At 43.7% G+C, this 12,947-nt stretch carries 9 protein-coding genes; 6 read left to right on the top strand and 3 right to left on the bottom strand.

The features are described 5' to 3' along the window. Window positions 1-7: 7 nt before the first annotated feature. Both bioA and H8S63_RS10405 read right to left on the bottom strand, forming a co-directional pair. On the bottom strand, window positions 8-2,419 hold the full coding sequence (gene bioA, locus H8S63_RS10410) for an adenosylmethionine--8-amino-7-oxononanoate transaminase (protein WP_186926723.1): 2,412 nt from the start codon (window positions 2,417-2,419) through the stop codon (window positions 8-10). Between the two features lie 77 nt (window positions 2,420-2,496). Next, a complete protein-coding gene (locus H8S63_RS10405) occupies window positions 2,497-3,621 on the bottom strand; it encodes a DUF4421 domain-containing protein (protein WP_032839960.1) in 1,125 nt (374 codons plus the stop codon). A gap of 161 nt (window positions 3,622-3,782) precedes the next feature. On the opposite strand from H8S63_RS10405, the gene H8S63_RS10400 reads away from it, so the two are divergent. The 3 genes from H8S63_RS10400 to H8S63_RS10390 all read left to right on the top strand — a co-directional run bounded on the left by H8S63_RS10400 (window position 3,783) and on the right by H8S63_RS10390 (window position 9,404). Then, on the top strand, window positions 3,783-6,911 hold the full coding sequence (locus tag H8S63_RS10400; protein ID WP_186926722.1) for a TonB-dependent receptor: 3,129 nt from the start codon (window positions 3,783-3,785) through the stop codon (window positions 6,909-6,911). Between the two features lie 13 nt (window positions 6,912-6,924). Next, window positions 6,925-8,406 (top strand): RagB/SusD family nutrient uptake outer membrane protein, encoded by a 1,482-nt coding sequence (locus H8S63_RS10395; protein ID WP_186926721.1) that lies wholly within the window; start codon window positions 6,925-6,927, stop codon window positions 8,404-8,406. A 191-nt stretch (window positions 8,407-8,597) separates the two neighbouring features. Beyond that, the gene (locus tag H8S63_RS10390) at window positions 8,598-9,404 is read left to right on the top strand and encodes a hypothetical protein (RefSeq protein ID WP_186926720.1); all 807 of its coding nucleotides are present in this window, start codon (window positions 8,598-8,600) and stop codon (window positions 9,402-9,404) included. Between the two features lie 107 nt (window positions 9,405-9,511). On the opposite strand, the gene H8S63_RS10385 is transcribed toward H8S63_RS10390, so the two are convergent. After that, complete coding sequence (locus H8S63_RS10385) at window positions 9,512-10,726, bottom strand: MFS transporter (RefSeq protein WP_022276561.1); 1,215 nt, start codon at window positions 10,724-10,726, stop codon at window positions 9,512-9,514. Between the two features lie 178 nt (window positions 10,727-10,904). On the opposite strand from H8S63_RS10385, the gene H8S63_RS10380 reads away from it, so the two are divergent. The 3 genes from H8S63_RS10380 to H8S63_RS10370 all read left to right on the top strand — a co-directional run bounded on the left by H8S63_RS10380 (window position 10,905) and on the right by H8S63_RS10370 (window position 12,933). Then, window positions 10,905-11,150, top strand: coding sequence for a GlsB/YeaQ/YmgE family stress response membrane protein (locus tag H8S63_RS10380; RefSeq protein ID WP_007757769.1), 246 nt, complete (start codon window positions 10,905-10,907; stop codon window positions 11,148-11,150). A 47-nt stretch (window positions 11,151-11,197) separates the two neighbouring features. Then, window positions 11,198-11,485, top strand: a complete 288-nt coding sequence (locus tag H8S63_RS10375) for a YtxH domain-containing protein (protein ID WP_143866396.1) — start codon at window positions 11,198-11,200, stop codon at window positions 11,483-11,485. A 377-nt stretch (window positions 11,486-11,862) separates the two neighbouring features. Next, a complete protein-coding gene (locus H8S63_RS10370; protein ID WP_007757764.1) occupies window positions 11,863-12,933 on the top strand; it encodes a substrate-binding domain-containing protein in 1,071 nt (356 codons plus the stop codon). The last annotated feature ends 14 nt before the right edge of the window (window positions 12,934-12,947 follow it).

Genomic DNA, 12,947 nt, shown 5'->3' with positions numbered 1-12,947 from the left:
GTAACTACTAATTTTGAATAACGTTGAGTAATCCGGAGGTCAGTTTACTTAGTTGTTCGGGAGTAATGATGAAAGGTGGCATCAGATAAACCAATTTACCGAATGGACGTACCCAAATACCCTCTTCTACAAATCGCTGTTGCAGGTATGCCATATTCACCGGACGCTTCATCTCAATTACTCCGATAGCGCCCAATACCCGTACATCGGCTACTTGCGGGAACTCCCGTGCAGGAGCCAGCTCTTCTTTGAGTTGGCTTTCGATTCGTTGCACATTCTTCTGCCAGCCGGATTCGAGCAGCAGGCGAACGGATGCGCAAGCCACCGCACAGGCAAGCGGATTGCCCATGAAAGTGGGGCCGTGCATGAAAGCTCCCGGTGCATGATTGGAAATGGTGTCTGCCACCTGATTGCTTGCCAAGACTGCGGAAAGTGTCATATATCCGCCGGTCAACGCTTTACCGATACACATAATATCGGGCTCTACTCCGGCGTGTTCCCAAGCAAAAAGTTTCCCGGTCCGTCCGAATCCTGTCGCTATCTCATCGAAAATCAGAAGAAGGCCATGCTTCCGGCAGAGTTTTTCCGCTTCATGTAAGTATTGCGGATGGTAGAACCACATACCGCCTGCCCCTTGCACAATTGGTTCAAGAATCAGTGCCGCCAACTCTCTGGAATGTTTTTCAATGGTTTCCCGTAAAGGGATGATATCTTCCGGATTCCATTCTCCATCAAAACGGGAAGCGGGGGACGGGACAAAATAACGTACAGGCAATGCTGAACCAAAAAGACTGTGCATACCCGTCACCGGATCACATACAGACATGGCATTCCACGTATCACCGTGATAACCGGAACGGATGGTCACGAAATTATTCTTTTCGGGCTGTCCTGCCGCATGCCAATATTGTACGGCCATTTTTAAGGCCACTTCTACGGCTACCGAGCCGGAATCTGCATAGAATATTTTTTGCATGGAGGAAGGAACTAAAGGTAATAGCAATTTTCCCAGTTCGATGGCGGGATTGTGTGTCAGACCACCGAACATTACATGGGACATCTTGTCTAATTGTTCCTTTGCCGCTTGGTTCAGCACGGGATGATTGTACCCGTGTATGGCGCACCACCATGAAGACATTCCTTCAATCAACACCCGTCCGTCTTCGAGAGTGATGGTTGCGCCGTCCGCCCGTTTTACTTTGTAAACAGGGAGCGGATCGGTTGTGGAAGTATATGGATGCCAAAGATGTTCACGGTCAAATTGGGAGCTGGCAAAATGATAACCTTCTTCTTGAATCATCTTCTTGTCCTCCGATACTTTAGAACCGAGTGTGGTAAGCAAGTCGCCTACGATAGCCGAGTTGATACCGATATACAGTGCCTTGTGCATAGCTTCGGGAGAGAGTTGCGAGCGTCCGCCGGCAAAACGGAGAAAAGCCGTCGGATTGATGAAACGGAACAGGACGATTGTCCGGAGAATTTCTTCTTCGTTCAAAGGCTTTTCGTTTTCCAATGGTGTTCCGGGAATCGGGCTTAGCAGATTTATGGGGATGGATTGAACATTCAGTTCCTTCAGAATAAAAGCGAATTCAATCCGTTGTTCCATCGTTTCTCCCATGCCGATGATACCTCCGCAGCAGATATCCATTCCTACACGGCGGGCAGCGGCAAGTGTGGCAAGTTTCTGCTTTTGTGTGTGGGTGGAACAAAGTTGGGGAAAATAAGAAGGAGCAGTTTCCAGATTGCAATGATAACGGGTAATTCCCGCTTCGTGTAGGGAACGCAGTTCTTCTTCATTAAGTAGTCCCAATGAGGCGCAAAGTTGGATAGACGAATGTCGCCGCATATGGCGGACTGTGTCGCAAAGTTGGGTAATCTGTTTGGGAGAGGGTTTCCGTCCGCTGGTGACGAGGGAGAAACGGTTGATGTCCTGGGCTTCATTATACTGTGCCTGTCGGAGACATTCTTCAGCGGGGAGGAGGTCATAGACTTCGGCTTGCGTCTTGTAGTGGGAGGATTGTGCGCACCATTTACAGTTTTCGGGGCATCTGCCGGATTTGGCGTTGATGATGGAGCACAGGTCGAACTCGTGCGAAGCACGCGCGACGGTAATCTCATGTGCGGCGGCGTAAAGCGCCTCGCTGTCGGCCATATTGGCCAGCCAAGCGGCTTGCTCGGGCGATATATCAATGCCTGCCAGCACTTGGTCTTTAATTTCTTGAAGTGTCATAAATGTATGATAAGGGATAGTTTGTGCAGCATTCTGCTTACGAAGGGCAACATCGACTACATTGGTATGCAGATGTCCGATACATACTTCGCGTCCTAAACTCGCAAAAGCGGCATAGTTCTTTCTTCCCCAATAGCGGAAACGGGAAAGAAGGGCACGTGTGGTCTGTATGTGGCGTTGTTGCTTCATTGATTTTCTATTTTTGTTCTTTTAAAACGGGGCAAATGTACAAAGATTCTTTGGATAAGCAAGCAAGTTGCCTGTTTCTAATACTCCCGCTTTGTTTCCTTTTTCCTGTATTCTTTGCGCAGGTGGAAGTTGAAGCCGACATATACCTGAAGAGTGCCGAACCCATTGTCCAAGGAGAAATTGTTGCGATGATAGTTATAGTTCTTTCCGACGAATGAAGTGCCGACAAAATATTTTCCATTGTTATAGACAACGCCTGCCCGAAGCAGAAAATCCAGATTGAACTTACTATACCATGCTTTCCCCTCCTGCGTTTCTGCATCCACATCGGAGGCCTTGTAAGCAATGGCGGGAGTGAGCGACAGACAAGCCAGACAGTTGCGTGCGAATACCCAGTTATAAGCATAGCCGAAACTGATGTTGGCGTTGGTGTATTTTATCTTGTTGACTTTCATGCCGGGATTCATTCTCTCTTGAATATATGCCGGAAGTTGCTGGTAGTCAAAGTCGAGATTATGTTTTGAGATGGAGAACCCGGCTATGAATGTTCCTGCATTGCGCCGTTGGTTGGTGGACTGGCTGAACGCGGCCGGATAAGAAAACTTCCGGTTGTTGAATATATAGTATAAGTTCAGTCCTTTGATGTCTACCTTCAAGCCGCTGAAATCTTCGGAGTAGTCGGAAGGTATTTCATCATAGAAACCTCTGATCTTGTGAATTTTATAATTGTTTCCCGTGCGGCGGTAGAAGATGTCCACGCCTAATTTGGAACTATACAGGCTCAAATCAAACTCTGTCCCTTTGTTTTTCCGGTTTGTTTTGCGGTAAATATCATCAATGTCGACAGACCATCCTAAGAAGATCCATCTCCAACCGAAATACAATCCTATCTTGTTGTGGGGATTGGGAGAAAAGCTAAGCTTCTGCGGTTGAGGAAATTCGCTGGTGACCGAGTAATACTCAAAGTTGCTGAAATGCGTAGCCATCAACGCGTAGTTATAGCGGTTGGGGCTGATGTAGAGCGTGTCGAAGTCACTGAAATTCATAAATTTTTTAATCGCTCTCTTGAAGGCACTTGGCTTGGGGGTGGTGACAGAATCTTCCTGTATGCTGTCGTTTACGGTTATACCCGCCTTTTCAGACTGTGCCTGCAAGGAGAACGACACTAACAAAGAGATATATAAAACAAGCTGTCTTACCATACGGTTCCTTATAACTGTTGGGAATGTCTTTTGTTTCACGAATGTACGACCTTTCATTGATTTATGCTAGTAATCTTCTAAAAAATGTTTTGTTTCCTAAACAATAAACTTCTATGTACTGTTAGTATAACTCGCAAATATATTTAAAGTCACAGAAAATTATGAGAATCTATTTACGTTTATTAGCAGTGTTTCTTTTGCTTTTTGCAGGAAACATATTGTATGCGGAAGCGCAACAGGAAAAACGCGTGACGGGTACGGTCATCTCTGAGGGGGAACCTCTCCCCGGTGTCTCTGTACAATTGAAAGGAGCTTCCTCCGGAACTATTACCGATATTGATGGGAACTATTCTATTGAGGCTCCCGGCTCCGGAACTTTGGTGTTCCGTTTTGTAGGAATGCGCACGGTGGAACAACCGGTCAACAACCGGAGTGTGATTAATATTACGCTGGAAGCGGAAAGTAAGGAGTTGGATGAGGTTATGGTAGTCGCTTACGCTACCGCAAAGAAATATAGCTTTACCGGAGCTGCTTCGACCATGAAAGCAGGGGAAATTGAGAAGTTGCAGACTTCCAGTGTATCCCGTGTATTGGAAGGTACGGTGTCCGGTGTGCAGGCAAGTGCGGCAAGTGGTCAGCCGGGAACGGATGCGGAAATCCGTATTCGTGGTATCGGCTCTATCAATGCCTCCAGTGCTCCGCTTTATGTGGTGGACGGTGTGCCATTTGACGGTAGCGTCAATGCTATCAACCCAGACGATATCGCTTCGATGACTGTGTTGAAAGATGCGGCTTCGGCTGCTCTGTATGGTTCACGTGGTGCTAATGGAGTGATTATCATCACTACCAAGCAAGGAGAACAGAACTCGAAAGCAACGGTGAAAGTGAAGGCTTCGTTAGGAGGTTCCAATCGAGCCGTTCGTGATTATGATCGTGTCAGTACCAATCAATATTTTGAATTGTATTGGGAAGCACTCCGTAACCGGTATGCCGGAAGTCCGGATTATACTCCGGCGACCGCTGCAGCGCAGGCCTCCAAAGATTTGGTTACCAAATTGATGGGAGGCGGTCCCAATCCTTATGGTCCGCAATATGCGCAACCGGTGGGCACGGATGGCAAATTGGTGGAGGGTGCACGTCCGTTGTGGGATTCCGATTGGAGCGATGCTATGGAGCAACAGGCACTCCGTACGGAACTGAACCTGAGTGTTTCCGGTGGTGGTAAAGCCAATCAGTATTTCTTCTCTGCCGGTTATCTGAATGATAAAGGAATTGCGCTTGAATCCGGCTATCAGCGTTTCAATATCCGCTCCAACGTTACCAGTGAAATGACTTCCTGGTTGAAAGGGGGTGTCAATCTGAGTTTTGCCCATTCCATGCAGAATTATCCGGTTTCTTCCGACTCTAAAGTCAGTAACGTGATAACTGCCGGACGTACCATGCCGGGTTTTTATCCGATTTATGAGATGAATACCGACGGCAGTTATAAATTGGATGAGAACGGAGACCGTATCTATGATTTCGGCTCTTACCGTCCTTCCGGTTCGATGGCAAACTGGAACTTGCCCGCTACGTTGCCTTTGGATAAGTCGGAACGTATGAAAGATGAAATTTCCGGCCGTACCTTTCTGGAAGCTACGATTATCGAGGGATTGAAGTTTAAGACAAGTTTCAATTTCGATTTGATAAACTATAATACTTTGGATTATACGAATCCCAAGATCGGTCCGGCTAAGGAGAACGGGGGAAGTGTCAGTCGGATGAATACCCGTACTTTCTCTTGGACGTGGAATAATATTGCTACGTATGACAAGACGATTGGGGAACATCATTTCAATGTTCTTGCCGGTATTGAGGCGTATTCGTATCGTTACGATGAACTGACTGCGTCACGTTCAAAGATGGCACAACCTGATATGCCGGAACTGGTAGTCGGCTCTCAGTTGACAGGAGGATCGGGATATCGCATTGATTATGCATTGGTGGGGTATCTCACGCAATTGTTATATGATTATCGGAACAAATACTTCTTCTCGGCTTCTTACCGCCGTGACGGTTCTTCACGCTTTGCACCGGAAACCCGTTGGGGTAATTTCTGGTCGTTGGGTACTTCCTGGCGTGTAGACCGGGAAGAGTTTATGGCAAGTACTTCCGACTGGCTTTCCGCACTGACTTTGAAAATGAGCTACGGTGCGCAGGGAAATGATAACTTGGGTACGTATTACGCAAGTAAGGGACTTTATTCCATCGTTTCCAATTTGGGAGAGAATGCGTTGGTATCCGACCGTATGGCAACTCCTAATCTGAAATGGGAAACGAATCTGAACTTTAATTTGGGAATGGATTTCTCACTGTTCAATAACCGTTTCTCCGGTTCGTTCGATTTCTTTACACGCCGTTCAAAAGATTTGCTTTATTCCCGTCCGATTGCTCCCTCTCTGGGATATGGTTTTATTGACGAGAATGTGGGAGCTTTGAAGAATACGGGTATCGAATTGGTGCTTAACGGAACGGTTATCAATCAGAACGGCTGGGTTTGGAAGCTGGGTATGAACCTGACTCACTATAAGAATAAGGTAACGGAACTTCCATTGAAAGATATGCCGCAGAGTGGAGTAAACAAACTTCAGGTAGGTCGCTCGGTATATGATTTCTATATGAAAGAGTGGGCGGGCGTAGATCCGGACAATGGAAAGCCGTTGTGGTATGCAGATGAACTGGACGCTGATGATAATCCGACGGGCAAACGTGTGACAACGAGTGATTATGCTTCGGCCGATTATTATTATGTCAATAAATCCTCGCTTCCTAAAGTGTATGGTGGGTTCAATACGTCGCTTTCCTGGAAAGGGTTCGACTTGTCTGCTATTTTTGCTTATAGTATCGGAGGGTATATCTACAATCGTGATATAACGATGATTCTACATAACGGTAGCCTGGAAGGACGTGCCTGGTCGACTGAAATCCTAAGACGTTGGACACCGGACAACCGCTACACAGACGTGCCTGCTCTAAGTACGACTTCCAATAACTGGAACTCGGCGTCTACTCGGTTCTTGCAGAATAATTCTTATATGCGGCTGAAAAACCTGACGCTCTCTTACAACCTGCCCAAACCGTGGGTCAGTAAGCTGGCATTGAGCAGTGTGCAGGTGTATGTGCAAGGAGATAATTTATTTACCATTCACAAGAATCAAGGATTGGACCCCGAACAGGGAATTACCGGAATTACCTATTATCGTTATCCGGCTATGCGGACTATTTCCGGAGGTATTAACATTGCTTTCTAAATCAGACTAAATTATGAGAAAAATAAAAATACAATCTATTCTGGCAGCCATTGCCGGACTTCTTCTGGCAACGGGTTGCAGTAGCAGTTTCCTGGATACAGATCCCACAGATGCGGTGAGTTCCGAGAAAGTACCTGTGCCCGAAAATGCGGAGGCGCTTGTGAACGGTGCCTGGTATAATCTGTTTGACTATTCGAGTACTTATGCCAATATCGGTTATCGTGCGCTTCAGTGTCTGGATGACATGATGGCAAGTGATGTCGTTTCCCGTCCGAAATACGGTTTCAATTCTTCGTATCAGTTCGATGACATTGCTATATCTTCAAACAGCAGAACGGAATTTGCCTGGTATCTGATGTATAAAACGATAGATAACTGCAACACGGCTCTTTCCATTAAAGGGGATTCGGAAGAACTCCGGAAGGCTCAAGGGCAAGCGTTGGTCCTGCGTGCCTTTTGCTATCTGCACTTGGTGCAGCATTATCAGTTCACGTATTTGAAAGATAAAGATGCGCCTTGCGTACCTATTTATACTGAGCCGAGCAATAACACTACCGTTCCGAAAGGGAAATCAACGGTAGCTCAAGTTTACCAACGTATTTTCGAGGATTTGGCTTTGGCGCAGGATTATTTGAAGAATTACGTTCGGAGTGGTGATAACCAGAAGTTCAAACCGGATTTGGCTGTGGTAAACGGACTTCTGGCCCGTGCCTATTTGCTGACCGGGCAGTGGGAGGAAGCTGCAAAGGCTGCCGCATCTGCTCGTAAGGACTATTCATTGATGACGACTACTGCCGAATATGAGGGATTCAATAATATCTCCAATCAAGAGTGGATATGGGGATTTCCTCAAATCCCTTCTCAATCGGATGCGAGTTATAATTTTTACTATTTGGATGCGACATACGTCGGAGCTTACAGCAGTTTCATGGCCGACCCTCATTTGAAAGATACTTTTGTTGAAGGTGACATCCGTTTGCCTTTGTTTCAGTGGATGCGCGAAGGATATCTGGGATATAAAAAGTTCCATATGCGTGCGGACGATACAGCTGATTTGGTGTTGATGCGTGCTGCTGAGATGTATCTGATAGAAGCCGAAGCGAATGTCCGCGACGGTATGAAACTATCTCAGGCTGTGATTCCTTTGAATACGTTGCGCAATGCTCGCGGAGTAGTGGATTATGATGTGGCGGGAAAATCACGGGAAGATGTGATTAATGAAATCTTGCTGGAACGTCGTCGAGAACTTTGGGGAGAAGGCTTTGGGATTACGGACATACTCCGCACTCAGAAAGCTGTAGAACGTACTGCTTTATCAGAAGAAATGCAGAAAACAGAAGTAGACTGTTGGCAAGAAGGAGGTGGATTCGCCAAACGGAATCCATTGGGACATTGGTTCCTCCGTTTCCCGGACACTACGCCATTTACAGCAAATAGTACTTATTACCTGTATGCCATTCCACAAAAAGAAATAAATGCTAATCCTAACTTATAAATAGCTCTCTTAATTTTTTGACTTTAACCTTAACTTGTAGACCGGTATACGTCGCGATGATGCATACCGGTCATTTTTGTATTATTCTGAAAAAAAATGTCTTATCGGGATACTATGTGCGGAATATTTGTACCTTTGTGAACAGATATCTCTTAAAAATAAAATATACATATTAAATAAACTCAGTACGCATGAAAACGAAACACGTAATTACAATATTGATGGTTCTAATCTCTGGTTTGGGAATCGTATCTTGTGATGATGATAATGAACGTTTCTTCCTTTATCAGATAGATGAAGTCGTTTTTCCCGATCAAGCTATTAGTAGTACTGCCATAAACATAGTAGGTGGCGGTAGTGTCGGAATCACAGGAGGAAAAGCTCCTTATACAGCTGAAATAGAAGATGAACAAATAGCTACGGTGAAGGTCGATGAAGATAGGGTAAGAATATCTCCCGTAAAACTGGGAACGACTAGTCTTATAGTGAAAGATGCGGACGGGTTGACCGTTAAGATTGGAGTTAAAGTGGTGGAATCTGTACAAAGATTTATGAGTAATGCCGTATACGTGAAGATTGAAGGTGAAAATGTTAATGATGCAAACAAAGAGACATTAGAAGAATTAGAGGCTCAAGTCATTGCCGATGGTTTTTTAAAAGCTACCGGATATGTGAGGTTTGTGTATAACACTAAAGATGGCGGTGAAATGACATTGCTTGCGGAAAATACAGCTGGTGCTAAAATAATAACTGCTCCTTTTGAAAAAGTAATTAAGCAGATAGGTGAAGAATCATATTCTGCATTTTTAGTAAACTATGAAGATAGGACACATGAGCTTTACTTAACTGCTCCCGAAAGACCGGAACCGGATACCCGTTCATTGGGACCTATGCCATGCTGGTTGGTGGAAGATGTGACGGAAATATATAAAGCACAGCATTCGGAACTAGGTTTGACTTCTGTCCGACGAGTCTGTATTGGTAGCTTAAACCGTTAAATATCGGCTATAAAGATTCCATCTTATAAAATAAAGTGCCCCTCAAAAGTTCGGATTATAACTTCTGAGGGGCATTTTATTTGGCTTGTTACAATTTTAAAGAAACACTATGGTTGCCAATCAATTTTCTTTTTCTTCAAATTGGGTAGAAAGAAGGTTACTAATCCTAATAGCGGCATATAAGCACAAATATTATATACGTATTCAATGCTTGTTTTATCTGCTAAATTACCGAGCACGGCAGAGGCTACACCGGCCACTCCGAAAGCAAATCCAAAGAACAGACCTGATATCAGTCCGAGCTTGGTCGGAAGCAATTCCTGTGCGTAAAGTAATATAGCCGGAAAAGCGGAAGAAAGCATTAATCCCACGCAGAAACTAAGAATAACAGTCCACATCAGATTGGCGTGCGGCATGAGTAAACTGAATGGGGCGGCTCCCAGAATAGAAGCCCAAATAACATACTTACGACCGATACGGTCACCGACGGGACCTCCGATTAGCGTTCCGATGGCAGTAGCAACTAAAAAAATGAATAGATACAATTGTGATTCCTGTACTGTAACATTGAATTTGTGAATCAGATAAAACGTATAATAACTGGTCAGACTTGCCATATAGATGTATTTCGAGAAGATCAGTATTAATAAGATACCGATAGAAATAGCAGTTTTATCCATAGGTAGGGGAAGAAGAACCGGTTTTCTTACGCTGACGGTTTGTGCCTTCATCCGGTTCAGATAAGATTTATACCATTTGCAGATCGGATACATGACCACGATAGCTGCGACGGCCACAAATGCAAATATGAAAAGATGTTGTCGTCCATAAGGTGCAACCAGCAAAGCTACCAATAACGGCCCTAATGAGCCTCCGAAATTACCGCCTACCTGGAACAGTGATTGTGCGAGTCCGCGTTTTCCGCCAGAAGCAAGGAAGGTGATACGGGAAGCTTCCGGATGAAGTACCGAAGAGCCGATTCCGATTAAGAACACAGATAATAGTATCCAATAGAGATTGTTGGAAAATGCTAAGTTCACTAAACCTACCATTGTGAAACTCATTCCGATAGGCAGCGACCATGCAACGGGATATTTATCGAAAATGATTCCGGTAATTGGCTGGAATACCGAAGCTGAAAGCTGATAGACCAATGTGATAAAACCGATTTGTGCAAAACTCAGTCCTAAATCATCTTTAAATAGCGGATAAGCTGCTGAAACAACAGATTGTAAAAGGTCATTGAGACAATGTGAGAGGCTTAATGCTATTAAAATGGAGAACGTAATTTTCCCTACAGGTTGTTCTTGATTTTGTACCATAATACCTATTATCTATTGAAATGTTCCTGAAAAATTGACCGCAAAGGTACATAAACTTTTGCAAAGTAAAGAGAAATATGAGTTTTAAGACTAAGGATTGTAAATTGTGGTTAATTCATTTTTCATTGGCTGAACTATTCTTTGCACTTACTGTTGTTACCTTAAAAAGGAGGATTATATGGGCTTTATTTGGTATATCATTATTGGTATTGTGGCTGGATTTCTTGCCGGTAAAATAATGCGTGGCGGAGGTTTTGGTCTTATCATAAATCTATTGCTTGGTATTCTTGGAGGTGTGTTAGGCGGTTGGGTGTTTGCACTTTTCGGCCTTGCGGCTTCCGGATTGATTGGAAGTCTGATTACTTCCACAGTAGGTGCTGTCCTGGTGTTATGGATTGCTTCGTTGTTCTCGAAATCTCGATGAGTAGTAGTATTTTATATAATTTATTAATCTAAAAAACGAACTTAATTATGGAATGTAGACATGGTAATTTCTGGATTGGACTCGGAATCGGGTCGATTCTAGGTGCGGTAGCTTATCGCCTCTCACGTACCGCAAAAGCAAAACAATTGGAGAATGACATTTATGATGCGATTCATCGTATAGGTCGTGATGCGGAAGCGGCAGCAGCTTGTGCTGAAAAAAAAGCAATGAATTTGGGAGTTAAAGCTGTGGAAACCGGAGCTGACATCGCCAATAAAGTAGCGGAGGAAGCTGATAAGGTAGCTGGTAAGGTAAAGGATAAATGGGAAAAATAAGAAAATCAGGATTGGTAATCGGCTTCATTTAAGTTGATTACCAGTTTTTTATGATGGTTAACTGCTGTCTGTATAAATTGAATATTAGTTGTGTGTCCGTGCACACTTTACACGTTTCATCTTTCTTCTCAGTCTTTTCTGAGGGTAAAACTCCCTCTTTTTTATACTTCTCTTTCCTTTGGAATATACTTTTTATTAATTATTCTGTTGTATTTCTTATGTTTAACAACATGAATGTATTTCTTTGTTTCTTATTAAATACTTGAATATTAGTGGTATATCTTCTTTATTATGTAGTTGTGTGTGCGCACACACTATTGCATAATTCAATAATTCATTTTACTTTTGTCAGCGAAAAACAAAATACTTCTTACTATATGGATAAAGAATTCTCAAATATTCGTATTGTAGACATCGCTAAAATGGCTGGTGTCTCTGTCGGTACGGTAGACCGGGTTATTCATAATCGTGGACGGGTATCTGAGGAAAACAGAAAGAAAGTACAGGCTATTTTAGAGATGGTTCACTACCAGCCCAATCTTATGGCGCGGTCATTAGCCTCTAAAAAACAGTATCATTTTGTTGCCATTATTCCGTCTTTTACTCAAGGAGAATACTGGGAAGCTATTTCGGAAGGTATTGACAAAGTAGCTGCGGAAATGGAAACATATAATATAACTATTACCAAGCTTTTTTTCGACCAATATAACAACAAGACTTTTGATGATATCACCCGTAATTTATTGGATGAGAAGGTGGATGGGGTGTTAATAGCCACATTGTTTACAGATTCTGTGATTCGTCTTTCGCAGGAGTTGGACAGAAACGAGATTCCTTATGTTTATGTCGATTCTAATATTGAAGGGCAACATCAATTGGCTTATTTCGGTACGGAATCATACGATGCGGGAGTCATTGCAGCCCGATTGCTGACGGATCGGCTTTCGCCCACCTCAGATATTTTGATGGCACGGATTGTTCATAGTGGTAAGAACGATTCCAATCAGGGTAAGAACCGTAGAGATGGATTTTGTTATTATCTGAAGGAGGTCGGATTCTCCGGAAAGTTGCATGAAGTGGAATTGAAAATCAGTGATTCGGTATATAATTTTGCCAAGCTCAATGAAATATTCGAGTTAAATCCTGGTATAAAAGGGGCTATTATATTCAACTCCACCTGCTACATTTTGGGAAATTACTTGAAGACGAGAGGGATGCAAGCGGTAAAACTGGTAGGTTACGACCTCATCGAGAGAAATACCCAATTACTCTCCGAAGGTGTTATTACTGCACTGATTGCGCAGCGTCCTGAAAGACAGGGGTATGAAGGAATCAAGTCGCTATGCAATTATTTGTTATTCAAGCAAAAATCGGAAAAGGTGAACTTAATGCCGATTGATATTCTCTTGAGAGAAAATCTGAAGTATTATCTGAACAATAAACTATAAACATATAAATTTTT

The sequence above is a fragment of the Bacteroides sp. NSJ-39 genome, assembly GCF_014287315.1.
Taxonomy (GTDB): Bacteria; Bacteroidota; Bacteroidia; order Bacteroidales; family Bacteroidaceae; genus Bacteroides; species Bacteroides finegoldii.
This window is presented reverse-complemented; position numbering and strand designations above follow the sequence as displayed.